This is a genomic window from Allobosea sp. BE125 (genome assembly GCF_031456075.1).
Taxonomy (GTDB): Bacteria; Pseudomonadota; Alphaproteobacteria; order Rhizobiales; family Beijerinckiaceae; genus Allobosea.
In genome coordinates, this window is sequence record NZ_JAVDTY010000001.1 from 218,909 (window position 1) to 244,224 (window position 25,316).

A 25,316-nucleotide genomic window follows, 5' to 3' on the forward strand; every position below is an offset into this window, starting at 1 on the left:
CTGAATCCGTTTGGAAACACAGCCCTCATCATGAGGAGCCATTCCGTACGGAATGGCGTCTCGAAGGATGGTCCAGCGGATACCGGAGCCTCCTGGAGCATCCTTCGAGACGCCGCGGAGTTTATCCTTGGGCCGATCGAAGATCGGACCCGAGGGCGGCTCCTCAGGATGAGGGCTCGGAAAGAGGAGCAAACAGATAGTCAGCATGGCAGCACGGTCATAGCGGGCTGCGTCCGCGGCGCGTGAGATAGAGCTTGCGGGCGTTGCCGCCCATGATGGCGGCGCGCTCGGTCTGCGAAAGCGGCGCGAGCAGCGCCTCCACGGTCTCGATCCAGCGGCCATAGCTGGCGCGCAGGGTCAGGACGGGCCAGTCGCTGCCCCAGATCAGGCGTTGCGGGCCGAAGCTTGCAAGGAGATGTTCGATCACCGGGCGCAAGGTCGCGAGCGTCCAGTCCTCGCTGGCCTCGGTGACCAGGCCCGACAATTTGCAGAACAGGTTTGGATGCCGCGCCAGGGCCGTGATGCCCTCGCGCCAACCGTCGAGATCGCCGCTGACGAGGTCGGGCTTGGCGGCGTGGTCGATCACGGCGGCGAGTGCGGGATGGCGTTCGAGCCGGCTCAGCATCGGCGCGATGTGCCGGGGCTTGAGCAGCGCGTCGAAAACGAGGTTCTCCGCGATCAGGGCATCAAAAGCGGGGTCGAGCTCCGGCTTGGCGAGCCAGTCCACGTCGGAGATGTCATGCACCATCGGGCGCAGGCCGACGAGCAGCGGGGTCGAGGCGAGATGCGCAATGCGCAGGCTTACATCGCGCGCCTCGAAATCGGTCCAGCCGACGACGCCGGCAATGAAGGGCGTGCGGGCCGCGATATCGAGCAGGAACAGGGTCTCGGCCTCGGTCGGCGCGGCCTGGACCAGGATGGTGCGGTCGATATCATGGCCGGCGAGAAGTGGGGTCAGGTCATCAGGACCGAAATCGCGATGGATCGGTCCCAGCGCCGGCGTCAGCCAGCCATAATCGCCGCGTGCGAGTGTCCAGACATGCTGATGAGCGTCGATCCGCATCGGTTCAAACCGGCACGGGGACGTCGGCGCCGAGCAGCCCTTCGGCCTTCAGCTCGGCCCAGAGCGTGGCGGGAACGGGGGCGGAGAGTTCGGCGATCTGGTCCGCGACCTCGCGGGGCGAGACCGCGCCCATGACGAGGCTCGCGACAGCGGGATGCCCGAGCGGGAAATGCAGCGCGGCGCGTCGCAGCGGCACGTCATGGCGGAGGCAGGCGGCTTCGATTGCCGCGACGCGGGCGAGGATCTCGGGCGGGGCGGGCTTGTAATTGTATTTCGCCCCAGTGACCGGGCCGGTCGCGAGGATGCCGGAGTTGAAGACGCCGCCCAGCATCAGGCCGATGCCCTTCTCCAGCGCCAATGGCATGAAGGAGGCGAGCCCCGGCTGCTCCAGCAGGGAATAGCGGCCCGCCAGCAGCATCGTGTCGAAGTCGCCGGCGCGGGCGAAGCGCTCGCACATCTCGGCTTCGTTGACGCCGACGCCGATCGCTTTCACCGCGCCGGAGGCGCGCAAGCCTTCGAGCGCGCGATAGGCCCCCTTCATGGCTTGCGCGAAGCGCGCCTCGATCGCGTCCGTGCCATGCGTCCAGACATCGACGTCGTGAATCAGGACGATGTCGATCCGGTCGACGCCCAGCCGCAGCGCCGATTGCTCGAGCGAGCGCATCGCGCCGTCATAGGAATAGTCGAAGCGCAGCGCATGCGGCAGGCCGCCGAGATAGCCGGAGCCGTCGCCGCGCGGACCAAAGGGCTCGGCGACGCGGCCGACCTTGGTCGAGACGGCGATGTTGGCGCGGTCCACACGACGGAGAGCCGCGCCGATGCGGTGCTCGGACAGGCCGTGGCCATAGAGCGGGGAGGTGTCGAGAAGCGTCACGCCGCCCGCGATGGCGGCCTCGACCGTCGCCACGGCCTGGGCCTCGTCGAGCCGGGCATAGAGATCGCCGAGCGGTGCGCCGCCGAAGCCGAGCGTCGAGACGGACAGCCCGCTTCTGCCGAGTGTCCGGCTGGGGATCGGGATGGTCGAGGCAGGCATGCAGGGCATCTTTCGGCTGGTCGCGGCGACAGTATGTGCACGCCAACATGTTAGCTTGCAACCGTGTTGAAACACGATTAGCGTCAGCGCCGGATCGGTTGGCCTCCAGCGACATGCAGGGTGCCGACCGCATAACCAACAGGCCCGAAACGGGCCGTGACCATGTCCTGAGGGAGGGCGCCTATGACATCCATGATCCTGAAGCCGACTCGCCGCGCCTTGCTGCGCAATGCCGCTGCGCTGGGCGCCCTTGGCGCGATCGGCGCGCCGGCGATCATCCGCGAGGCCAACGCGCAATCGAGCTTCAACTGGAAGCGCTTCGCCGGGACCAAGCTCGACGTGATGCTGGTGAAGAACCCGCGTTCCGACCTGATGCAGTCCGAGGAGAAGGCCTTCACCGCGCTGACCGGCATCGAGGTCTCCTCCGAGCAGGTGCCCGAGCAGCAGCAGCGCCAGAAGGCGATGATCGAGTTCTCCTCAGGCAAGCCCGCCTTCGACGTGACCATGCTGGCGCTGCACGTCCAGAAGCGGCTCTCGGCCAAGGGCAAGTGGATGGAGGATCTGCGTCCCTATCTCGCGGACGCCTCGCTGACCTCGCCTGATTTCGACTATGCCGATTTCGCAGCCGGCGCGGTGGATTTCGGCAAGCAGGCGGATGGGTCGATCGACACGCTGCCGCACTTCATCGATTTCTGGATGGTCTATTACAACAAGGAGATGTTCGCGCAGAAGGGGCTCGAATATCCCAAGACCATGGACGAGTTGGTGGCTGCCGCCGCCAAGCTCAATGACCCGGCGAAAGGTGTCGCGGGCTTCGTGTCGCGCGGCCTGAAGAACGCCAACATCCCGGTCTGGACCTCCTGGCTGCTGGGGCAGGGGCTGGAGACGGTCTCGGCGACAGGCAAGCTGCAGACGGATGGGCCGGAAGCTGTGTGGGCTGCGGACATGTACCGCAAGCTCAACAAGGATTACGGCCCTCCGGGCACGATCGGCTTCAACTGGAACGAATGCCAGACCACCTTCATGCAAGGCCGCGCCGCGATGTGGCTCGACGGCATCGGCTTCGCCACGCCGCTGGAAGATCCGACCAAGTCGCGCATCGTCGGCAAGGTCGGCTATGGCGTGACGCCGGCTGGCCCCAAGGCGCATCACTCGGCGCTGTTCGGCGACGGGCTGGGTATCGCGCGCGGGTCGAAGAACAAGCAGGCCGCCTGGCTCTACCTCCAGTACATGTGCAACAAGGGCAATCAGCTGGCGATGATCAAGGCGGGCGCCGGTGCGCCGGGCCGGCTGTCGGCGCTAGGCAGCCCGGAGGCCTCTGCCGGCTCGCGCTTCCCGAAGCAGTATTTCGAGTGCCTGGCGGAATCCGGCAAGATCGCGCGCGCCGGCCTGCCGCAGATCATCCCGGTGACCGAGTTCCGTGACGTCTTCGGCGTGGCGATCACCAACACGCTGACCGGTGCGGACTCGGCTACCGAATTGAAGAAGGCGACCGAGACCTTCAAGCCGATCCTCGAGAAGAGCGAACAGGCTTAAAGCATCCGCGCTCGCGTCATGGCCGGGCTTGTCCCGGCCATCCACGTCTTCGCGGCTTCGATGCGGCGTTCAAGACGTGGATGCTCGCCACAAGGGCGAGCATGACGGAGTGTGCAAGACAAGGCGCAGTCGATGACGATCACCACATCCATGCCCGCAGCTGTCCCGCGACCGCCCTCCGCGGCGTTCCAGCATTCGGCCGATTTCACGCCGCGCTACTGGCTGTTCTCGCTGCCGGCCGTGCTCATCATCGCCGGGGTGATCGTCTTCCCCTGGCTGTTCACGCTCTACATGTCGACGCAGGACTGGAAGATCGGCGGCGGGCCGGAATTCGTCGGCCTGCAGAATTTCGCCGAGCTGTTTCGCGATTCCCGCTTCATCGAATCGATGGGGCACACCGCCTATTTCACGATCCTGGCCGTGGTGCTGCCGATTCTGTTCGGCACGGCCGCGGCGCTGGTCTTCCATCGCGAGTTTCCGTTCCGGGGCCTGCTGCGCACCGTCTTCGTGATGCCGATGATGGCGACGCCGGTCGCGGTCGCGCTGGTCTGGACGATGATGTTCCACCCTCAGCTCGGCGTGCTGAACTACCTGCTCTCGCTGGTCGGCATCGGCCCGCAGAACTGGGTCTATGACCCGGGAACCGTGATCCCGACGCTGATCCTGGTCGAGGTCTGGCACTGGACGCCGCTGGTCATGCTGATCGTCCTCGGCGGCCTCGCCGGCCTGCCGCGCGAGCCCTATGAATCGGCGCTGATCGACGGCGCCAACAACTGGCACATGTTCCGCCACATCACGCTGCCGCTGGTCTGGCCCTTCATCATGGTCGCGATCGTGATCCGCACCATCGATGCGCTGAAGGCCTTCGACACGATCTTCGTGATCACCCAGGGCGGGCCGGGCACGGCTTCGGAGACGCTGAACATCTTCCTCTACCTGCAGGCCTTCCAGTTCTACAAGATCGGCTACGCCTCGGCCGTGGTGGTGATCTTCTTCGTGATGATCATCATGCTCTCGCTGCTGCTGCTCTATGCGCGCCAGAAGTCGAAATGGAACGCGTGATGAAGCGCCTCGCAACCAAACTCGGCTTCTACGCCTCCGTCTTCGTGCTGGTCTCGCCGGCGGTGCTGGTCTTCCTCTGGATGATCTCGCTGTCGCTGAAGAACGAGCTCGACAACACGGCGTTCCCGCCGGTGTTCATTCCCGATCCGCCGACGCTGAAGAACTATGTCGACGTCTTCGCGCAGAATAATTTCGGGCTCTATCTCTGGAATTCGATCCTGGTGACGGGTGGGGCCGTGCTGATCGGTCTGCTGGTCGGCGTGCCGGCGGGCTACGGCATCGCGCGCGGCAAGGCGGCAAAGTTCGCGATCCTGATCCTGATTGCGCGCATGACGCCGGCGCTGTCCTATCTCATCCCGCTCTTCCTGTTGTTCCAGATCACCGGGCTGGTGGGCACGATCACGGCGCTGGTGATCACCCATCTCGTCATCACCATCCCGATCATCGTCTGGATCATGATCGGCTATTTCGAGAACGTGCCGATGGAGCTGGAAGACGCCGCACGTATCGACGGCGCCACGACCTGGCAGGCCTTCCGCCATGTCGCGCTGCCGCTGGCGCTGCCCGGCGTCACGATCGGCGGCATCCTCGCCTTCATCTTCTCCTGGAATAACTTCATCTTCTCCGTCGTGCTCGGAGGCAAGAACAGCCGCACGCTGCCTTCGGCGGTCTACAACTCCCTGACCTTCGAGCAGATTTCGTGGGGGCCGCTGGCCGCGGCCGCGCTCCTCGTCACTCTGCCGGTTCTTCTCGTCACTGTCCTGGCGCAGCGCCAGATCGTCGCCGGTCTGTCGGCCGGAGGCCTCAAGGACGGGTAATCGCCCGTCCGGCCTTGCGGCCTTCCAGCGCGCAAACTAACATGTCAGTCCGTCATCTTCCTCGAAAGACAAGTTCCATGGCTCTCAACCCCAACCGCTTCGGCCTCTCCTGCGCCATCACCACGCCGATGCGGGAGGGCGGCGCCGTCGACCTGCCGCGCCTCGTCACGCATGCGCGCCATGTCCTCGCCGAGGGCTGCGACAGCATCACCCTGTTCGGCACCACCGGCGAGGGCGCGGCGCTCGGCCTGCCGGCGCGCACGGCGATGATGGGCGCGCTGATCGGGGCGGGCGTCGATCCCGCCAAGCAGATCTATGCAGGCATCGCGGCAGCTTCGCTGCATGAGGCGGTCGAGCAGGCGCGGCTGGCGCTCGATGCCGGAGCCAAGGGCTTGCTGGTCGCGCCGCCCTTCTACTTCAAGGGCGTCAGCGACGAAGGGCTCTATGCCTGGTTCTCGCAGTTCTTCGACAAGCTCGGCGCCTCCGCGCGCAACGCCATTCTCTACCACATCCCCTCGGTGACGGCGGTCAGCATCAGCGTCGATCTCGTCCAGAGGCTCAAGACCGCGTTCCCGGGCGTCGTCACCGGCATCAAGGATTCGTCGGGCGATTATGACAGCACGGAAGCCTTCCTGAAGGCGCATGGCGAGCTCGCCATCCTGGTCGGCGATGAGCGGCAGCTCGCCCGCGCAGTGCGCGCGGGCGCGCAGGGCTCGATCTGCGGCGTCGCCAATCTCGTGCCGCATCTGCTGCGGCCGCTGGTCTATGAGGGAACCGACAGCCCGGTGGTGAACGCGCTGGTCGACGAGATCTGCAGCTACCCTGTGCTGGCCGCGGTAAAAGCCCTGGTCGGGCATGTGCATGGCGATGCCGGCTATGGCGCGATGCGTGCGCCGCTGGAGGCGCTCGACGAGGGTCAGCGCAAGCGGCTCTTCGCCGCCTTCGACACGATCACGCGCGCCAAGGCGGCCTGAGACGAGGCCGCCCCAGGGAGGACAGGTTGAACCAGCCGGAGACGGAGCCCGAACGCGAGGCCGAGCCGCTGAAACTGCGGGAGCGGGCCTATGCCAGCTTCACCGAGCGGTTGTTGGCGCGCGAGATCAAGCCCGGGCAATTCGTGACCCAGCGCGAGCTCGTGGCGCTGACCGGCCTGCCTCTGGGGGCGATCCGCGAATTGATCCCTCGGCTCGAGGCCGAGGGATTGATCAAGACGGTGCCGCAGCGCGGCATGCAGGTCGCCCATGTCGATCTCAACCTGATCCGTAACGCCTTTCAGTTCCGGCTCTTCCTGGAAAGGGAGGCGACCGCGCTCTATGCGGCGAACGCGACCGATGCGGAAATCGCCGAGCAGCGCCAGCGGCACGAGGCGATCATCATGCGCGCCGAGGCCGGCGGCGACGAGGCGCTGATCGAGGATGCCGAGGATGTCGATCGATTGATGCATGAGGCGATCATCGATCACCTCGACAACGACATCGTCTCGAAGGCCTTCCGCGTCACCTGGCTGAAGATCAGGCTGATCCGGCAATATGAGACGCGGATCCAGAACCACATCCTGGTGCCGGTGATGCGGGACCATCTCAAGATCATCACGGCGATCGAGGCGCGCGACCCGCTGCGCGCCGCCGAGGAGATGAGCCTGCATATCGGCAATGCCCGGACGCGGGCGATGAATTACTGACGCGATATGAAGCCGGCTCATGAGGGGCGGCTTCAACCCAATAGCGATCCGGACAACCGGGCATTCTCGGGAGGAGCAAAGATCATGACCAGGTTGACCAAACGCGAACTGCTCGTCGGCTCCGCGGCGCTTGCCGGAGCGAGCATTGCCATGCCGGCCGTCCTGCGGGCGCAAGCGATCGTGCTGCGCTGGGCCGACGGCCAGGCGATGACGCATCCCTCGCCGCAAAGCGCGGTGAAGGCCTCAGCCGAAGTCAAGGCGAAGACCGGCGGGCGCATCGACATCCAGACCTTCCCGGCCGGTCAGCTCGGCTCGTCACGCGACATGGTCGAATCCGTCGCCAGCGGCGCGCTCACCATGGTGACGGAGGGCGCGGCGCTGCTGGGCCAGTTCGTGCCGCAGATATCGATCATCGAGGCACCCTATATCTGGCGCGACCCGGCGCATATGACGCGGGCGCTGAAATCGCCGCTGATGGACGAACTCAACAAGGTGCTGGTCGAGAAGCGGGGTCTGCGCGTCATCGGCGTGACCTATTACGGCGTCCGCCACCTCACCAGCGGCTCCAAGCCGATCAATTCGGTGGAGGATATGAAGGGCTTCAAGCTGCGGGTGCCGGAGGTCGACACCTTCCGCGCCATGGCCGAGGCCTGGGGCGCGCGGCCGACGCCATTGAACTTCAGCGAGCTCTATCTCGCTCTGTCGCAGGGCGCGGTCGACGGCCAGGAGAACCCGCTGCCGACGATCCAGTCGGCCAAGCTCGCCGAGGTCCAGAAATACCTCATCCTGACCGCCCATATCATCACGCCGCGCCTGGTCATCGTGAACGATGCCGCCTGGTCGAAACTGAGCGAGGCCGATCGTACTCTTGTCCGGGCCGCGATCGACACGGCCTCGGCCTGGCAGGACAATGAGATCGTCACGCAGGAGAACGGGCTCGCCGAGAGCCTCGGCAAGAGCGGCATGACCGTGATCAAGCCCGATCTCGAGAGCTTCCGCAAGCCGGTGCTGGCGTCGCTGCCGGCCAAGTTCGAAAGCAAATGGGGCAAGGGCCTCTGGCAGCGCATCGAGGCGCTGTAGCTTCAAGGCCTGGTTGAGAGAACCACAAGCTGCCCGGATCGGGGCTCGCGCGATCCGGGCCGGCTGAAACAGAATCTGCTCTTCGGAGACACAGCATGATCGCCTTCGCGCGCACGGTGTTCGACCGGGCGATGGACATTCTCGCCGGCATCCTGATCGTGACGCTGCTCGTCTGCGTGACGCTGGGCATCGTCACGCGGGCGCTGGGCGATCCGCTGATCTGGACCGACGAGGTCTCGCGCTTCCTGATGCTCTGGGTTGCGGTCTGCGGCTGGGTCATCGCCAGCCGGCGGCAGGCCCATATCCGCATCCGCTTCTTCCATGACCTGTTGCCGCGGCAGGGCTGGCGAGCCGCCGAGACGGTGATGCAGATCGCCATGGTCGTCTTCGGCCTGCTGGCCGGCTGGTACAGCATCCATCTCGTCGCCGTGAACCATGATCTCGAGGCGACCACAGTGCCGATCTCGATGAGTTTGCTTTATGCGCCGATGGTCTTCGCCGGCTTCGTCACGGCTGCGCAGGGCGTGTTCGAACTGATCGCCAATCTCAGGAACTGGGCGGTCTCGCCCTATGAGCCGGCCGAGCCGCCGATCACGGGAGAGGTCCTGTGAGCACGCTGATCTTCCAGATCTCGGGCGTCTGGCTGCTTTCGATCCTCGCCGGCTTTCCGCTCTTCGCCTCGATGGGGCTCGCCGCTTTCGCCTTCGTGGCGCTGGCCGATCTCTCGGCCTCGATCGTGCCGCAGAAGATGGCGCAAGCCATGAACGCCTTTCCGATCGTGGCGGCGCCGCTCTTCATTCTGATGGGCAACATCCTGGGCGCGGCGCGGATCACCGACCGGATCGTGGAGTTCGCGACCTCGGTGATCGGCTGGCTGCGCGGCGGCTATGCCCATGCCTCGATCCTGACCAGCATGATCTTCGCCGGCATGGTCGGCTCGGCTGTCGCTGATGCGGCAGGCTCAGGCGCAATCGAGATCAGGGCTATGAAGAAGGCCGGCTACCGGCCCGAGACGGCCGCCGCGATCACGGCTGCCGCGGCGACGATCGGTCCGATCATCCCACCCAGCCTGCCGATGGTGATCTACGGCGTCACGGCCGATGTCTCGATCGGCCGGCTCTTCATCGGCGGTGTCATTCCCGGCATCCTGATGGGGCTGTCGCTGATGGCTATGGTCATGCTGATCTCGAAGCGCCAGGGTTTCCGCAAGGAGCCGTTCAAGGGTTTTCGCGAGATCGGGCGGACCTTCCTCAGCGGCTTCTTCGCGCTGATGACGCCGCCCTTGATCCTGGGCGGCATGTTCTCCGGCATCTTCACGCCGACGGAGGCCGCCGCGGTCGCCTGCCTTTACGCGCTGTTCCTCGGCTTCTTCGTCTACCGCACACTGGAGGTGAAGCAACTCGGGCCGATCCTGGTCGAGACCGTCGAGACCACCGGCCTCGTGATGGTCCTGGTCATGGCGGCGGGCGCGCTCGGCTGGTGCATGTCGATCTCGCGGGTGCCGCAGACGCTGACGCCGCTGATCGTCGAGACGATCAAGGATCCGCTGGTCTTCCTCCTGGTCTGCAACCTGATCCTGCTCCTGGTCGGCTGCTTCATGGAAGCGCTGGCGGCGATGCTGATCCTGATCCCGATCCTGGTGCCGGCCGCGCATAGCTTCGGCATCGACCCGGTCCAGTTCGGCATCATCATGATCCTGAACCTGATCCTGGGCACGATCCATCCGCCGATCGGGGTGGTGCTCTTCGTGGTGACGCGGATCGCCAATGTCTCCTTCGAGACCATGTCGAAGGCGATCCTGCCCTGGATCGTGCCGCTGCTGGTCGTCCTCGCGGCGATCACGCTCTGGCCGCCACTGACGACCTGGCTGCCCAATCTGGTGATGGGCAAGTAAGACGGCTTGGCTGCGAGAGCGGCACGCTGCTCTCGCTCTGAGCCGCGCCGTCATCCTGGGCGACCGAAGATCGTCCCGGATCCGAAGCGCGTCATGGTCGGGCCTGATGCACGACTGTCCAGTTCGCCGCGAGCGCCCTATCGAAAAAGCTCCGTTCATTGAAGGCTTTCCAGCGGGCGGGGGCGAATGAGACAAGCGCGGGGAACCCCTCTCCCGTGTGGGAGAGGGGCAGGGGTGAGGGCAGGCCAGACAACCAGATCGCGCAAGCGGCTCCGCATCGTCTCCTGCGCTTTCAGGATGAAGCCGGCGCTGCGGCGCGGTCGCGTCTCAATAATCAGCGGCAGGCCATCATCCCAGCCCTTCTCACTGAACTCGGGCTTGCCCGAGTCAGCACCCAGAGTATCGAAGTCGGGTGGACCCGACTTCGATGCGGGAGAAGGGTTCCCCGCGCCCTTCATCCGGCGCTTCGCGTCACCTTCGCCGGCGCGGGAGAGCCGTGCATGATCGGCGCAAGGGCCCAAGCCCCAACCGGACAGCGGTGGGCTTGGTCCGACCGTCTCGAAAATCGGGGCGCTCTGCCTTCCGATCGATCCCGGAGCTGCGCCTGGCGTTCTCACATGCCCGGGAATCGCGTGCAGAGGCGGGTTGCGATTGCGATTTGACCTGCCCTGACGCAGAGTCGCGGCAAGGGCTCGTCTTGCAATTGGTATTCTAGAGGGCTAGCCTTCGATGAGACCACTCCGGGCAAGGCCATAGGCCGCCCGATGCATTCGGTAGGGGAGTTGAGGCATGGCGCGTTCTCTGACCACCACGGCGCTGGCGCTGACCATGGGGCTCGCTGCGGCGGCTCTTCTGCCGGCACCGTCCCGGGCTCAGGTCCTGCAAGCGGCGGTCGACGCCTCTCCCGCCGGGCTCGACCCGCATATCATCACTGCCTTCAGCTCATTCCAGGTGGTGAACGGCTCGATCTATGAGGGCCTGACCGGGATCGACAAGGATCTGCGCGTGGTGCCGGCCCTGGCCCAGTCCTGGACGCTCTCCGGCGACGGCAAGAGCTATGTCTTCAAGCTGGTCTCGGGCGCGACCTTCCATGACGGCAAGCCGCTGGAGGCGGCCGACGTCGTCGCGAGCCTCAACCGCGTGCTCTCCAAGGACATTGCCTCGCCATTGGCGAGCCGCCTCGCGGCGATGGAGAAGGCGAGCGCCGTGGATGCCGGGACCGTCGAAGTCACGCTGAAGGAGCCGTCGGCGCCCTTCCTGACAGCGCTGGCCTCGATCGCGATCGTGCCGCGCGCTTTCGAGACCAACAAGGATGGCTTGCAGCGCCAGCCTGTCGGCACAGGCCCGTTCAAGTTCAAGGAATGGCAGCCCAACGGCTTCATCGAACTGGAGAAGCATGCCGGCTACTGGAGCAAGGGCCAACCCAAGCTCGATGGGGTGAAGTTCAACATCATCCCGGAATCGGCGACGCGCCAGGTCGGGCTGTCGAGCGGCCAATATGCGCTGCTGCCGAATATCGATGCGGCCACGGCCCTGCAGCTCAAGGGCCGGCCGAACGTCAAGATCGCCGACACGCTAGAGCTCGCCTATACGCTCGTCGGCATGAACACCTCCAAGCCGCCCTTCGACAATGCCAGGGTGCGCGAGGCGCTGAATTACGCGCTGAACCGGCAGGAGATCGTCCAGGCCGCGCTCTTCGGCGCCGGCGTCCCCGGCGGGCCGCTCTCGCCGGCGCTGAAGCAATGGGCGCTCGACGTGAAGGAGTTCCCCTGCTTCACGCCGTCCGCCGCCAAGGCGCAGGAGCTGCTCAAGGCCGCAGGGATCACGACGCCGGTTGCCGTGACGCTGCTCGTGCTGCCGCGCCAGGATATTCGCGACATCGCCCAGGTCGTGCAGGCGCAGCTCAACAAGGCCGGCTTCAAGGCAGAGCTAAAGATCCCCGAGCTTGGCCAGTTCGTGCAGGACTGGCGCAACTCGAATTTCGACGCCTTCGTCTCGACCAATGCGGGCTCGATCGATCCAGACGACTATTTCTACCGGACCTTCCGCACGGCTGGCTCGACCAATGTGTTCAAATACTCGAACCCCGAGATCGACGGCCTGCTCGATGCGGCCCGCATCGAGACCGATCAGGCGAAGCGCAAGGCGTCCTATAACCGGGTGCAGTCGCTCCTGACCTGTGACGGCCCGGCCGCTTTCATGACCTATGGCCAGCTCTTCACCGCCATGCGCACGAATGTCAGCGGGTTCGACATCGTCGCAAACCGCTCGCTGTTCTCGCTTTCCACGACGACGCAGGCGCGGTGAGGTCGGGTTGATCGTCGCGATTTTGGGATTGTGTCCAGAAACCGCGCCGTCATTCCGGGCGCAGCCCTCGGGTCCGGCCTTCGGCTGGCCCAAGGACAGGCTCTGCGGAGACCCGGAATCCCTTGTGGAGTGCGCTGCCCATCGATGGATTCCGGATCAGCGCCGCTTGCGCGGCTTGTCCGGAATGACGGGTGATCGTTCGCCGAGCGCCTGCTGGTTTCGCCAATGAATTTCCTGCGCTCCCGTGCGCTTGACCTCGCCGTCGTTTTGTTTGGCGTGTCTGTGCTGACCTTCCTGATGATCCGTTTGATCCCCGGCGATGCGGTTGCGATCATGCTGGGCGCCAATACCGAGGTGACGCCCGATCGGGTCGCGGCGCTGCGCAGCCGGATCGGGCTCGATCAGCCGGTGCTGCTGCAGTATTTTAGCTGGCTCGGCGGCGTGCTGAGCGGCGATCTCGGCGTGTCGCTGTGGACGAGGCGGCCGGTCTCGCAGGAGATCGCGGGGCATATGTGGCCGACGATCCAGCTCACCGTGCTGGCGCTGATCGTGGGAGCGGGCCTGTCGCTGCCGCTGGGCGTGCTGATGGCGCGCTTGCGTGGCAAGGCCTGGGACACCGCCTTGCGGGTCGGCTCGGTGGCGGGGCTCACCATCCCCTCCTTCTGGCTCGGCATCATGATGATCCTGGCGCTGACGACGCTGGCGCCGGACTGGCAGCTGCTCGGCTATGTCCCGTTCAGCGAGGATCCGCTCGGCAATGTCGCAAAGCTGCTGCTGCCGGCGGTGGCGCTGGCCCTGCCGATCCTGGCCAATCTCTCCCGCCTGGTGCGCTCGGCCATGCTCGACGCGCTGCAGCAGGACTATGTCCGCACCGCCCGCGCCAAGGGCCTGTCGGAAAGGCGCATCCTGTACCGGCACGCGCTGCGCAACGCGCTGATTCCGTTCGTGACGAGTGCGGGCATCATGACCGGCTATCTGCTCGGCGGCGCCATCGTGGTGGAGCAGGTCTTTGCCATTCCGGGCCTCGGGCGATTGATCCTGGGGGCCATCGCCGAGCGCAATTATCCGCTGGTGCAGGCGACCATCCTGGTCGTCACCTTCTCCTTCGTGCTGGTCAATTTCGTGGTCGATCTGCTCTATGTGCTGATCGACCCACGCGTGCGGCTGTGAGCGCTGCCATGGCCGGCAAGACGCCGAAGCTGCTGATCGTCGCGGCGAGCGCCGTGATCCTGCTCGTCCTAGTCGCGGTGCTGGCGCCCTGGATCTCACCTTACGATCCGCTGGCGCAGGACATCCTGGCCCGGTTGAAGGGTCCGAGCGCGGCGCATTGGCTCGGCGCCGACCAGTTCGGCCGCGATCTGCTGTCGCGATTGATCCATGGCCTGCGCGCTTCGCTGGGCATCTCGGCTGCGGCGGTGATCGTGGCGCTCCTGATCGGCGGCACGCTTGGCCTGGTCGCCGCCTATTATCGCGGCTGGACCGAGCGCATCGTCATGCGCTGCATGGATGTGCTCTTCGCCTTCCCGGTGATCCTGCTCGCCATCGGCGTCATCGCGATGCTGGGCCCAGGCTCCGGCCCGACCGCGATCGCGATCGCCGTGGTCTACACGCCGATCTTCGCGCGCCTGCTGCGTGGGCCGGCGCTGGTCGTGGCCGAGAGCGATTTCGTGATGAATGCGCGCGCGATCGGGGCCTCCGATGCGCGCATCATCTTCGTCCATATGCTGCCCAATCTGGCGAGCGTGCTCTTGGTGCAGACCAGCCTGTTGCTCTCGGCCGCGATCCTGGTCGAGGCCTCGCTCTCCTTCCTCGGGCTCGGCACGCAGCCACCGGCGCCATCGCTGGGCACCATGCTGTCGGAGGGGCGCAATGTGCTGCTGCTCTCGCCCTGGAGCGCAGTGTTCTCAGGGGTCGCGATCCTGATCCTGGCCTTCGCGCTCAACCTGCTCGGCGATGTGCTGCGCGACACGCTCGATCCGCGCCTGCGAGGCGAGCAGTGATCTGCCGCGACGCTACCACCGACGATGTCGCCGGAATCCGTGGGGCTCTGATCGTCACAGCGTCTCCGTGACCTTCTTCAGATGCGGTGGATTGTCGGGGTCGTAACCCATCGCGAGTGCCGTGCGCTCAATCATGCGATAGGCTGGGGCCAGCATGGCGATGGCGTCCGTGACCGGATGATCGTCGCCGATCCAGGGCAGGCGCGAGGCCGGCCCTCCGGCCAGGTGCGCCGCGAGATGCGAGGCGTCGAGATTGGCGACCAGCGCGTCGACCGCCTCGGCGGTCTCGTCTCCTACCCGCAGCGCCAGCACCGGGGTCTGGTCGGTGACGGCTGCGCGCGGCCCGTGCAGCAATTCGGCCGCGGAATAGGCGAGCGCCGGCAGGCGCAAGGTCTCGGCCATCTTGAGCGCGATTTCGCGCGCCGGGCCCAAGCCGTAGCCGCGCCCTGCGATGAAGGCGGCGCGCGCCATCGGCAGGCTCCGGCCGACCACGTCCCAATCGAGATGCAACGCCTGCGACAGCCGCCCCGGCAAGCGCTCCAGCGCCGCCACGAGCGCGTGATCATCGGCCAGAAGAGCGACCAGCAGCGCGCCCAGTGCCATCGACCCGATCACGCTCTTGGTGGCGGCAACCGAGCGCTCCAATCCGGCCTCCAGCGGCAGCACCCATTCGGCTGCGCGCGCCACGGGCGAGGCGATGTCGTTGAGGATGGCGACGGTGGCGGCGCCCTCGCGCCGGGCGGCCATCGTGGCCGCCACGAGGTCCGGGCTGCGGCCTGATTGCGAGATGACGATGAACAGCGCGCGGCGCAACGCCACCGGCCGTTTCAAGCTTGTGATCACTGACGGCGCTGTCGCGGAAACGGGCACGCCGATGCGCGTCTCCAGGAGATAGCGCAGATGGACGCCAGCATGCCCGGAGCTGCCGCGCCCGCAGATCACGGCGACATCGAAATCCATCCGCTGCAAGCGTGCGGCCAGCGCCGCGAGGCCGGCGCGCGAGGCCATGATACGGGCCACCACATCCGGCGCTTCGGCGGTTTCCTGCGCCATCGCGGAGAGAGTGGCGAGGGCCGAATTCTCTCCCTCCGGCGCCTCACCGGTCATCCAGCCGGGATCGACGAAACGGTGAGTGATGCGTTCCGTCGGCATGGCGAGGTTTTCCAGTGGCTATAGAACCACTTTAATGCCTTTCGCCATTCTAGCAATACCAATTGGGCGTATTGGGCAAAACCGCTGACACCAGTTGACCAGAGCCCGCACCGAGCTCCAGCGCTCCTCGGCCTCTCAGATCGTCCCCGCCGCCTGCAACCGTTCGATCTCGGGGGCGCTCATGCCGAGCCAGTCCGACAGGATCTCGGCGCCGTGCTCGCCGAGGCCGGGCGCGCCGCGGCGAATGACGGTGGGCGTGCCATGCAGCCGCACCGCGGGCGCCTGGAACGGCACCGAACCCATCACCGGGTGAGGCACGTCGACGATCTGCTTGCGATGCACCACCTGCGGATTGGCGATGACATCGGCGATGGTGGCGACGCGCTCGCAGGGTATGTCGGCGGCGTGGATGATCTCGAGAACGGCTTCGCCATCGAGCCCGGCTGCCCAGGCATCGATGATCGCCTCCAGCTCGGCGACATTGGCATTGCGGGCGACGAAGGTGGCGAAGCGTGCATCCTGCGCCAGCTCCGGCCGGCCCATCGCGGCGGCGAGCCGCGGGAAATGCACGTCGTTGCCGGCGACGATGTAGATCCAGATGCCGTCCCGGCTGCGGAAGCAGTGCGAGGGCGAGAGGTAGCGGTCGCGGTTGCCAAGGCGCTCCGGCTCGCGGCCGAAGAGGATGCGCTCCGGGATCGCGGTGGTCATCAGCGCCATGCCGCTATCCATCAGGGTCGCCTCGACGACCTGGCCGCGGCCGCTGGTTTCGCGGGCGTGCAGCGCAGCGAGGGTGCCGATGACTCCGTAGAGCGCGGTCGAATAGTCGCAGACGAAGACACCCGCCATGGTCGGCGCGCCGCCTGCCGGTCCGGTCATCGCCATGACGCCGGACTGTGCCTGCGCGGCGCCGTCGAAGCAGGGATGCTGGGCGAGCGGTCCTTCCTGCCCGAAGCCGGAGATGCGCACCATGATCAGGCGCGGATTCAACGCGCTCAACACGTCCCAGCCGAGCCCCATGGCCTCCATCGTGCCGGGCCGGAAGTTCTCGATCAGGATGTCGGCCGTAGCGGCGAGTTGCCGGAGCAGCGCCTGGCCCTCCTTGTCGCGGAAATCGATGGCGAAGCCGCGCTTATTGCGGTTGGCAGAGAGAAAGAACAGCGTGTCTCCCTCCACCGTCTCGCCGACGCGCCGGCCCTCCTCGCCGCCATCGATGCGTTCGACCTTCACGACATCGGCGCCGAGATCACCCAGAAGCTGACCGCAGAACGGCCCGGCAATATAGCGCGAGAGGTCGATGACCTTTACCCCATCAAGTGACGCCGACATGAATTCGCCCTTCAGTTATTGGTACTGTCCATACAAATACTACATATCTTGTTTTAGCGTGGGGATTTTTATTGACAAAAGTGTCGCCATCAGAATTTATTACGCTTGGAAACGGAGATCGATATGAAAATTTCCTATTTCTCCTGGCTCCGCACCAAGACCGGCATCCCCAATGAGGAGATCGCCTTGCCGGTGCAATGCAGGACGGTTGACGACCTCGTGCGGCATCTTGCGGCGCGCTATCCGGCCCTGGCCGAGATCGCCGACGCGCGCGGCAGCATGCGCTTCACCGTCAATCGCCGTTACGTCGAGAATTCGCACGAGCTTGCCTCCGATGACGAAGTGGGGCTGTTCCCGCCGGTGACGGGCGGCTGAGCCATCGCTTCGCAGGTCAGGCAACCCACCCGGCGCGGCAGGGCGATGGCGTCGAGCGCGCAGCGCCAGGCGTCGTACATCATCAGCGTGCCCGAGAGGCTCGGCCCCGTGCCCAGGATCTCCTTGATCACCTCGATGGCCTGCATCGAACCGAGCGCGCCGACCGCCGGGCCAAGCACGCCGATTTCGGAGCAGGATGGCGTCACCGCCGCCGGCGGCGTGTCCGGGAACAGGCACCGGTAGCAAGGGTGCGGCGGGCCGAGATAGGCCTTGAAGGTGGTGATCAGTCCGTCGGTGAGCTGTACCGCGGCGCTGACCAGCGGGATCCGTGCCGCAAGACAGGCCGAGTGCACGGCGTCCCGGGTGGCGAAATTGTCGCTGCCGTCTGCGACGATGTGGTAGCCGGCCACCAGCCTCGCCGCATTCTCCGCGCTGATGGGCATGTCGTGGCGGATGATCGCAACATGCGGGTTGAGCGCGCGCAGCGACTTCTCGGCGCTCTCGGTCTTGGGCATGTCGAGCCGCTCGACCGAATGCAGGATCTGCCGGTGGAGATTGGAGATCTCGACATAGTCGAAATCGACGATCCCCAGCGTGCCGATGCCGGCCGCGGCGAGATACAGCAGCAGCGGCGAGCCCAGTCCTCCGGCGCCGATCACCAGGACCCGGGCCGCCTTGAGCTTTTCCTGGCCGGAGACGCCGATCTCCGGCAGCACGGTCTGCCGCCGATACCATTGCAGCTCCTCGGGACTCAGCGTCTGGGGCATTCGCATTCCAGCGCTCCTCCTTGATGCGGTCCTGGCGCGCCGCCGCCGCTCATGCTTCGCGAGCCATCTGACGCCCGCCTGAAGCGGCCGCCGCGGCTGCCCTGATGCGCTTGACCACCAGATACAGCCCATTGGCGCGACTCGGCGCGAGGCTGCGGCCGACGAGCAGCCGCTCGACCACCTCGGGCGAGTAGGCCAGGATCTCGTCCGGCCGCCGATCGCCATAGAGCCTGAGCACCATGGCGAGCAGGCCGCGCATCAGCATCGCGTCGGAATCCAGCGCGAGCCGCATGCGGTCCTGGTCGGCGTCATGCTCGGCCACGACCCAGACCTGGGACTGGCAACCCTTGACGCGGTTGTCCTCGCAGCAATCCTCTGGCGCCAGACGTGGCAGGCGCCGGCCGAGGCTGAGCACATGCCCGACCCGTTCGGTGAAATCCGCGAAGGCGGCGAACTCGGCTTCGAGTTGCGCCGCGACTTCGGCGATGGGTTCCTCGATCGGGCTGTCGAGCATGGTCATGGCCGACTCCGGCTGGATGACGTTGGTCGTGCAGACGGCTTGTTCCAGGCCGGTTCAGGCCCGCCTGGCCGTGGCCGGGCGGGTCGCGATCTGCCCTCCGGTCATCGGCCCGGCAACGCCGGTGGTGAGGGGGAAGCTCAACGGCATGCCACGCAATGCGCGAACCGCGAGAAAGGCGAAGCATTCGGCCTCGACCGCGTCGCCACGGAAGCCCACCGCTTCGGCTGGAACGACCTCGACCCCGGCGCGCTTCTGCAGCGCCGCCATGATCGCCGGATTCTTGCGCCCGCCGCCACAGACGATGAGCTTCGTCGGCCGCTGCGGCAACTGGTCGAGCGAGCGCCCGACCGTGCCGGCGGTGAAGGCGGTCAGCGTCGCTGCCCCGTCTGCCAGCGAAAGCCCCTCGGCCATGTCGGCGGTGAAATCGTAGCGGTCGAGCGATTTCGGATAGGGCGCGGTCAGATAGGGGTGGTCGAGCAAGCGGGCGAGCCGCTCCTCATCGACCGTGCCGCTGAGCGCCAGTGCGCCATCGACATCCATCTCGCCCTTGCCGTGGCGCATGATCCAGTCGTTGATCGGCCCGTTGGCCGGCCCGGTGTCGAAGGCGTGGAACTCCTCGCCACCCGCCCACCAGGTGATGTTGCCGACCCCGCCGAGGTTCAGCGCGGCCGTCTCGGGCCCCGCATTGATGCCGCGCAGCAGCGCGACGTGATAGCTCGCCGAGAGCGGCGCGCCATGGCCGCCGGCGCGCATGTCGGCGGTGCGGAAGTCGTAGACGACATCGACGCCGAGGATATCGGCCATCAAGCGCCCGTCGCCGAGTTGGCGTGTGTCGCCATGCCGGCCGGGCTCGGGCGCGCGGTGCAGCACCGTCTGCCCGTGGAAGCCGACAGCGGCGACATCGGATGGCGTCAGGCCCGCCTCCGCCATGAAATCGGCCACCGCCTCGGACTGCGCCCGGGTCAACGCCGCCTCGGCTTCGGCGAAGATGGCGGGCTCTGGCCCTTCGAAGCGCCAGGCCAGCGCCGCCTCGACCGCAGCCGCGAGCAGGGCGCGGATGTCGGTCTTGTATGGAGCGAGCTTCCAGTGGCCGAACTCCGCCACATTCTCTCCGTCGGTGCGGATCGACGCCACATCGATCATCCCGTCGAGAACCGTCCCGGTCATTAACCCGATAGCCCAAACCGGCTTCATGCGTCGCACTCCCTTTCCGTTCCCAGATCCCGGTGATTCATAGTCAATTCGGCGCGGCGCGCATCACGGTTCATCGCTTCAGGCGGCCAGGCGGTGCTTGGCGTAGACCTGCCCCTCCGGCTTCCGGCAGGTCTTGCAATGGCCGACGCTGCAGCGGCCCTGCGTTTCCATGCGGTTGCGGAAGGCCAGGCCGCGCTCCAGCACCTGCTCGGCGCTCTCCTCGAAGAGATTGCCGATGACGCCGTGCTGGCCGTGGCTGATGATGCAGATCGAAACCTTGCCGTCCGGCGCCAGGCACATGACATGACCGGCCCAGAAGCACGCGCCGCTCGGCACGGGCAGTTTGGGGTTGACGTCCTGCATCATGCGCTGGTGCAGCTTCTCGTCGCTTTCGAGATCCGACAGGGAGGCGACGTCGTGATGCGCGCCGCCGGGCAGCAGCGGCGTGACCTTGACGTGGTCGTCGACGCGTTCGAGCAGGCGCAGGAAAGCGCGATCATAGCTCTCGATCGGTTCGCCGAGGTCGATCTGGTAAACGCCGACCTTGACGTGCTCGTCGCCGGCCGCCTCCTCGAGCAAGATTTCGAGCCCACGCAGCGTGCGCAGGAAGGTACCCTCGCCGCGGTTGAGATCGTGAGACAGTGCGTTGCCGCCGTCGATCGAGACGAAAATCTTGTGCCGGTGCTTCACCTCGAGCAGCTGCCGCGCCCGCTTCCTGGTCAGCATCGTGCCGTTGGTGTGCCATTGCAGCTGGGTGTCCGGCATGATGTCGCGCGTGACCGCCAGAAGTTCGTGGAAACGGTTGTTCATCAAGGGTTCGCCGCGCCAGTTCAGGTGGATGGTCTTTACCTCGAGCGCCGGCGATTCCTTGAGCTTGATCAGGGCCTGCTCCAGATCGGCCGGATCGAGGTCGAGCTTGCCGTGACTTTCCTTGGTGTAGCAAAGGCGACACGCCAGATTGCAGCGTGTCGTCGGGTCGAGCCAGAGCCAGACGGGCGAAGGAGTGGCCCCCTGGGCGGTGTTTGCATGCAGCATAGCCTTGGCCTCCGGGTTGAATTGCCCTTGCATGGTTGCCATGGCCGGCCTGCCGCCCGGCGCGCGCGCCGGGCCTGTTCTCGACGGCAGAAATACGCGCCGCCCTGCAGCGGCCAACCCTGAGCAACCTCGAAACGCCCCACCACGGCGCTCGCTGCGCCGGTCGACCTCCATTGCGTGTTCGATCATGGCCCCGCGACGCATCACGGGGACGCCGCCTTGGCAGCCGGGAGAGATTGTGTTTCGCGTATTTTTATAGGACCACTTTAGTATCGGAATAATACCACTGCGTCAAACAATCCGCCGCGCCGGACGCTCACGCCGGAGCCGGCGTCCGGAGAAGTTTCGTCTCGTCATGTGCCGGAAAACCGCCCTCGCGCGGGTAATAGATTGGTACGCACCAATGGTTTGTGGCGGCCCATTCCGTATTCGGCAGCGAGACGTCCTGGCCGAATATCCGATGGCACGGCAATTCGTAGACCTTGCCGGTCGAGACCGGGATCTCATCGAAGACGATGTATTTGTAGAAGCCGCTCGACATGCCGGCGGGCAGGTGCACGCGGTTGGGGTGGTGCTGGTCCAGCACGTCGCGGGCATAGGCCTGCTTCCAGGCCACGATCTCGCCGAGACGCCGGGTCTGCACCACGCCCAGCGCGGCGCGGAACTCGTCCAGGCGGTGATTGAGGCTGCGCACCTTGTAGCGCGAGCCGCGCCCGTAATCGCGGTAGCTGCGCAGGTGCCGTATCATTTCGTCATTGGTGCTGACGGCGATGCCGCCTTCGGCCGTGGAGATCGTCTTGGTGGCATAGAAGGAGTAGAGGCCGACCTCGCCCCAGCTCCCGGGCTTGCGGCCGTTCCAGTCCGCGCCCGCGGCATGGGCGCAGTCCTCGAACAGGACGATGCCTTTCTCGCGGCAATAGCTGGCGATGCGCTCGATGTCGAAAGCGATATGCCCGCCGATATGGACGATCCAGGCGAGTTTGGGCTTCACCCTCTCGGCCTTGGCGACGAAGTCGTCATAGGAGCCGCAGAGATCCTCGCGGTTGCAGTCGTAGAACACGATTTCGGCGCCGGCGAGCTGGGAGGCGCGTGGCGTCGCCAGGAAGGTGTTCGACGGACACAGCACCGTCTCGCCGGCGACGCCGACGAAATCCAGCGCGGCCAACGCGGCCCCGGCCCAGTTGTCGAAAGCGACGGAGGCGAGGCCGTTCCAGTCCCGCCATAGCGCTTCGAACTCCTCGATCTGTTCGCCATGGCTCCAGCGCTGCGAGCGCAGCACCTTGCGCCAGCGCGCCATGACCTCGTCCTCGTCGCGGTCGTCGAAACCGACGGTGAAGGGCATTGGCGGCGGCGTAGTGACGGACATGGGCTGTGCGCTCCGGTGCTGATCGATGACGCTTCGCGGCGCCAGATTCTCGAATCCACCAAGTTTCTGCAGTCGAAGTACGAAGACAATACGAATCTATGGTGGTAGTCAATCAGTCTATTACAGTAATTTTATGGATACTACTCTATAAAATTGGCTATAATACTGTATCTTCTACGCCAACGCCAAGCATCAATGCGCCAAGCGCGCGGCCCTGAGCTTCGCTTTGATTGGCTGCGTGCTGACGTGCGGCGGCGATGTCGGTGAGATACCGCCCGAAAGGATGGCTCTTCGCCAGCCCGGAGGCGCCACAGGCCTTGAACAGCCTCGCGGCAAGCAAGGTGCAGCGTTCGGCCGCCATCGTCGCCTGGAGGCGGTAGACCATGCGCTGCGGGATCGGCGCCTGCTCGCCGCGACGGGCATAATCCGTCAGCCGCGCGAAGTTGCGCCCCATCATGGCGGTGATCTCGTCGAGCGAGGCCTCGACCTCGGCGACGATGAGCTGGGCCACCGGATCGCGCGCCACGGCCTGGCCGGTGACGGCAACGCGGGCGCGGCTATGATCGAGGAAGGCGTCGAGGAATCCCCGCAATGCTCCCACAGCCGGCATGGTGATGGTGCGGAACAGCAGTTGCGGCAGCGGCAGCCGGTAGAGCGGGGCCGTGTTGATCGCGAGCCCTGGACTGGTGCCGAGGAAGCGGTCGACATGCCGGTGCGTGCGGTGCTCGGGAACGAAGATGCCCTCCACCGTGACATCCTGGCTGCCGGTGCCACGCAGCCCCGTGGTGTCCCAGTTGTCATGCACGAGGGCGTCAGCGCGGGGCACGAGGAAGACACGCAAATCCGGCGGCGCACCTGGGGCGCCCACTTCCGTTTCGGCCGTCTCGGCGCTGACACTGCCTGCGAGCATCAGCCAGTCGCAATAGTCGGAACCGCTGGCGAAGCCCCAGCGCCCGCTGAGCCGGAAGCCGCCGCCGACCGGCGTCGCCTTGCCTGTTGGCATGTAGCTGCAGGCGAGGAGAGCGTCGGGATCCTCGCCCCAGACGTCGTCCTGCGCGCGTTCGTCGAACAATGCGAGGTGGAAGGCGAGCACCCCCATCACGCCCTGCAGCCAGCCGGCCGACATGTCGCCTTCGGCGAGCGCCGCCTGGATCATGAAGAAGCTCTCCGGCTCGAGTTCCGGCCCGCCATAACGCTGCGGCTGCAGCAACCGGAACAGTCCGGCCGAACGCATCGCGTCCATGACGATCGGCGAGAGCCGTGCATCGCGATCACCGTCCCCGGCCTTGCTGCGCAGCAGGGGAATCAGCGTCCGGGCTCGCGTCAGCGCTGCAGCACGAGACTCCTCCGTTGCAGCATTGGGCGGGGCGGAGAATGATCGAAATACGCTAGCATTCTGCATGGCCACACTCCCTAAGATAGGACCAATTCGAATTCTCTTCGCTTTCACCTGCGACGTGCTGGCAAACGGCGGGGCCGTCTAATGATGGATAAAATATCGAATAATATCAGTAGGATTGGATTGTTCGGCTTTGGAGGGAGCCAAAATGGGAATATTTGAGATCGTACGCTGAATTCACGGCGGGCATCCGGCGGCAGAAAGCCGTCATAGATGTCGGCGAGAACCCTCTCAAGAGCAATACCTATCCTGTACCAATCTGTCTATTGCGTGGCGGGAAAGAGAACGCCATCCTGAATCGGAGCGGCGCTGCCGCAGGCATGGACTCGGTGATCGCGCTGGGTTCAGGCGGTGCCTGCCGAGAGTAATTGTTTTGACGCGTTTTCTTCACGCGAACCGGTATCCACTTCGCTCGAAAACGCTCTAGAAGCCGCTCCGGGAGAGCCGATGACCGACGCCGTTTTCGCCCTGAAGGCCGCGCTGGCCGATCCCGCTCAACTGGAGGCGCGCGCCGCATGGCTTGCCCGCGCCGGCCGGCCCATCGTGCTGGAGCTGCATACCTTCGGCGCGCGCGACATCGACACGACTGCGGGCCTCGCCGCCTCCCGCGCGACGGTCGCCCGGCTGCGGGAACGCCATGCGGTCGAGCGCCTGATTGTGCATGTGCCCGTGCAGCAGGTGCCTGTGGTGACGCAGGTCGATTTCGATGCAGGACAATGCCAGAGGGCGATCGCGTTTGCGGCGGAGATCGGCGCCGAGGCGGTCGTGATCCATCGCTATCTCGACCTGGTTTTCGGGGATGCGCCGCCCCGCGCATTCTCGAAGCCGGAGGCGATCCGGCGCTTTCATGCCATCATCCGTGACCTTGCTCGTCTCGCGCCCGAAATCAGGCTGCTGGTCGAGAATATCGGGCACTATTCGCTCTTGCCGCGCAACGGCCGGAATTACCTCAGCGGACCGCTCGACCATTTCTTCCCCTGGGAAATCAGCGCCTTCCGCCGCTTCTGCGCGCAGGAAGGACTGACCAATGTCGAGCCCTTCGTCGACGTGGCGCACGCCACGCTCTCGGCCAATCTGTTCAACCGCCGCAAGCTGCACTTCACGGAGACGGCGGATGATCCGCGCTTCGCCTGGATCACGCCGGACGATCTCGATCAGGCGGAATGGCTGGCGCCCTTCGACTTCGTCGATCCCGCGATGAGTTACCTCCATGTCTCGGATGCCTGCCTGCTTGCCGCGGCCGAACTTGCGGAGGCGGACCTGCCCGAGCTGCGTCTCGTCGAGGGCATCGTCAGCGAGGGGCTGGAAATCGGTACGGGCAATCTGCCTTTCGCGCTGCTGCCGAACCGGCTGGGACAGGGGAGGCCGACGCTTGTCGTCGAAGTCGAGCCGGGCGCCAGTGAAACGCATATCGACAACGGCGCCCAGCTCCGCTCGCTCGAACGGCTCGCGGTGCTGTTCGACCCGACGCCGGCGGTCTGACTCGGGCTGGGCGGCGCGGAAAGCTTCGCCTTTGGATAAGGGCGTCTTCGCGGAATGAATCGATATTAAAGTAGTTCCATCTGGCATAATCTCGGTCTGCGGCCCCTGAGGCTTTTCAAGCACTGGCGGGGTGGAGCGTGTTGGCTCCCGGCGCAGCAGCATCCGTCGCGAGACGCTGCGGCCGAGTTCCGGTGCGCTTTGCGTAGCGCGGACCTAACAGACGAAC

At 65.8% G+C, this 25,316-nt stretch carries 23 protein-coding genes; 13 read left to right on the top strand and 10 right to left on the bottom strand.

Annotated features, from left to right (window positions below; all coding sequences use genetic code 11):
- Positions 1 to 217 precede the first annotated feature (217 nt).
- A complete protein-coding gene (locus J2Y55_RS01070; protein WP_310146750.1) occupies positions 218 to 1,063 on the bottom strand; it encodes an amidohydrolase family protein in 846 nt (281 codons plus the stop codon).
- A 4-nt stretch (positions 1,064 to 1,067) separates the two neighbouring features.
- A complete protein-coding gene (locus J2Y55_RS01075) occupies positions 1,068 to 2,096 on the bottom strand; it encodes an aldo/keto reductase (protein WP_310146753.1) in 1,029 nt (342 codons plus the stop codon).
- A gap of 183 nt (positions 2,097 to 2,279) precedes the next feature.
- Here J2Y55_RS01075 and J2Y55_RS01080 point away from each other — a divergent pair, with 183 nt between their 5' ends.
- The 11 genes from J2Y55_RS01080 (at position 2,280) to J2Y55_RS01130 (ending at position 14,474) form a co-directional block, all read left to right on the top strand.
- Positions 2,280 to 3,632 (top strand): ABC transporter substrate-binding protein, encoded by a 1,353-nt coding sequence (locus J2Y55_RS01080; RefSeq protein ID WP_310146757.1) that lies wholly within the window; start codon positions 2,280 to 2,282, stop codon positions 3,630 to 3,632.
- A 150-nt stretch (positions 3,633 to 3,782) separates the two neighbouring features.
- Positions 3,783 to 4,694, top strand: coding sequence for a carbohydrate ABC transporter permease (locus J2Y55_RS01085; protein ID WP_310148632.1), 912 nt, complete (start codon positions 3,783 to 3,785; stop codon positions 4,692 to 4,694).
- Positions 4,694 to 5,512 (top strand): carbohydrate ABC transporter permease, encoded by an 819-nt coding sequence (locus tag J2Y55_RS01090; protein ID WP_310146759.1) that lies wholly within the window; start codon positions 4,694 to 4,696, stop codon positions 5,510 to 5,512. The genes J2Y55_RS01085 and J2Y55_RS01090 overlap by 1 nt, the downstream gene beginning before the upstream one ends.
- 77 nt (positions 5,513 to 5,589) lie before the next feature.
- Positions 5,590 to 6,486, top strand: a complete 897-nt coding sequence (locus tag J2Y55_RS01095; RefSeq protein ID WP_310146761.1) for a dihydrodipicolinate synthase family protein — start codon at positions 5,590 to 5,592, stop codon at positions 6,484 to 6,486.
- A 26-nt stretch (positions 6,487 to 6,512) separates the two neighbouring features.
- Positions 6,513 to 7,193 (top strand): GntR family transcriptional regulator, encoded by a 681-nt coding sequence (locus J2Y55_RS01100; RefSeq protein WP_310146763.1) that lies wholly within the window; start codon positions 6,513 to 6,515, stop codon positions 7,191 to 7,193.
- An 84-nt stretch (positions 7,194 to 7,277) separates the two neighbouring features.
- The gene (locus J2Y55_RS01105) at positions 7,278 to 8,273 is read left to right on the top strand and encodes a sialic acid TRAP transporter substrate-binding protein SiaP (protein ID WP_310146765.1); all 996 of its coding nucleotides are present in this window, start codon (positions 7,278 to 7,280) and stop codon (positions 8,271 to 8,273) included.
- A 95-nt stretch (positions 8,274 to 8,368) separates the two neighbouring features.
- A complete protein-coding gene (locus tag J2Y55_RS01110) occupies positions 8,369 to 8,884 on the top strand; it encodes a TRAP transporter small permease (protein ID WP_310146767.1) in 516 nt (171 codons plus the stop codon).
- Positions 8,881 to 10,167: a TRAP transporter large permease gene (locus J2Y55_RS01115; protein ID WP_310146769.1), complete on the top strand. Its 1,287-nt coding sequence runs from the start codon at positions 8,881 to 8,883 to the stop codon at positions 10,165 to 10,167. The genes J2Y55_RS01110 and J2Y55_RS01115 overlap by 4 nt, the downstream gene beginning before the upstream one ends.
- 789 nt (positions 10,168 to 10,956) lie before the next feature.
- Positions 10,957 to 12,474, top strand: a complete 1,518-nt coding sequence (locus J2Y55_RS01120; protein ID WP_310146771.1) for an ABC transporter substrate-binding protein — start codon at positions 10,957 to 10,959, stop codon at positions 12,472 to 12,474.
- A 225-nt stretch (positions 12,475 to 12,699) separates the two neighbouring features.
- Positions 12,700 to 13,644, top strand: coding sequence for an ABC transporter permease (locus tag J2Y55_RS01125; protein WP_310146773.1), 945 nt, complete (start codon positions 12,700 to 12,702; stop codon positions 13,642 to 13,644).
- 8 nt (positions 13,645 to 13,652) lie between these two features.
- Positions 13,653 to 14,474: an ABC transporter permease gene (locus tag J2Y55_RS01130; RefSeq protein WP_310146775.1), complete on the top strand. Its 822-nt coding sequence runs from the start codon at positions 13,653 to 13,655 to the stop codon at positions 14,472 to 14,474.
- 54 nt (positions 14,475 to 14,528) lie between these two features.
- Here the strand turns inward: J2Y55_RS01130 and J2Y55_RS01135 are convergent, their stop codons facing one another.
- Both J2Y55_RS01135 and J2Y55_RS01140 read right to left on the bottom strand, forming a co-directional pair.
- Positions 14,529 to 15,626: an SIS domain-containing protein gene (locus J2Y55_RS01135; protein WP_310146778.1), complete on the bottom strand. Its 1,098-nt coding sequence runs from the start codon at positions 15,624 to 15,626 to the stop codon at positions 14,529 to 14,531.
- A 135-nt stretch (positions 15,627 to 15,761) separates the two neighbouring features.
- Entirely contained in the window at positions 15,762 to 16,952 is a 1,191-nt protein-coding gene (locus tag J2Y55_RS01140; protein WP_310146780.1) for a CaiB/BaiF CoA transferase family protein, read from the bottom strand.
- A 123-nt stretch (positions 16,953 to 17,075) separates the two neighbouring features.
- On the opposite strand from J2Y55_RS01140, the gene moaD reads away from it, so the two are divergent.
- Positions 17,076 to 17,327, top strand: a complete 252-nt coding sequence (gene moaD, locus J2Y55_RS01145) for a molybdopterin converting factor subunit 1 (protein WP_069693251.1) — start codon at positions 17,076 to 17,078, stop codon at positions 17,325 to 17,327.
- On the opposite strand, the gene J2Y55_RS01150 is transcribed toward moaD, so the two are convergent.
- The 6 genes from J2Y55_RS01150 to J2Y55_RS01175 form a co-directional block, all read right to left on the bottom strand.
- Entirely contained in the window at positions 17,255 to 18,100 is an 846-nt protein-coding gene (locus J2Y55_RS01150) for a HesA/MoeB/ThiF family protein (protein ID WP_310146783.1), read from the bottom strand. The two genes, moaD and J2Y55_RS01150, sit on opposite strands and share 73 nt — an antisense overlap.
- 43 nt (positions 18,101 to 18,143) lie before the next feature.
- Positions 18,144 to 18,614: a SufE family protein gene (locus tag J2Y55_RS01155; RefSeq protein WP_310146785.1), complete on the bottom strand. Its 471-nt coding sequence runs from the start codon at positions 18,612 to 18,614 to the stop codon at positions 18,144 to 18,146.
- Between the two features lie 54 nt (positions 18,615 to 18,668).
- Positions 18,669 to 19,808: an anhydro-N-acetylmuramic acid kinase gene (locus J2Y55_RS01160; RefSeq protein WP_310146787.1), complete on the bottom strand. Its 1,140-nt coding sequence runs from the start codon at positions 19,806 to 19,808 to the stop codon at positions 18,669 to 18,671.
- Between the two features lie 78 nt (positions 19,809 to 19,886).
- Complete coding sequence (locus tag J2Y55_RS01165; RefSeq protein ID WP_310146789.1) at positions 19,887 to 20,843, bottom strand: radical SAM protein; 957 nt, start codon at positions 20,841 to 20,843, stop codon at positions 19,887 to 19,889.
- A gap of 316 nt (positions 20,844 to 21,159) precedes the next feature.
- Positions 21,160 to 22,209: a DegT/DnrJ/EryC1/StrS family aminotransferase gene (locus tag J2Y55_RS01170; RefSeq protein WP_310146791.1), complete on the bottom strand. Its 1,050-nt coding sequence runs from the start codon at positions 22,207 to 22,209 to the stop codon at positions 21,160 to 21,162.
- 157 nt (positions 22,210 to 22,366) lie between these two features.
- Positions 22,367 to 23,611, bottom strand: coding sequence for an acyl-CoA dehydrogenase family protein (locus J2Y55_RS01175; protein WP_310146792.1), 1,245 nt, complete (start codon positions 23,609 to 23,611; stop codon positions 22,367 to 22,369).
- 444 nt (positions 23,612 to 24,055) lie between these two features.
- Here J2Y55_RS01175 and J2Y55_RS01180 point away from each other — a divergent pair, with 444 nt between their 5' ends.
- A complete protein-coding gene (locus tag J2Y55_RS01180) occupies positions 24,056 to 25,090 on the top strand; it encodes a TIM barrel protein (protein ID WP_310146795.1) in 1,035 nt (344 codons plus the stop codon).
- Positions 25,091 to 25,316 lie beyond the last annotated feature (226 nt).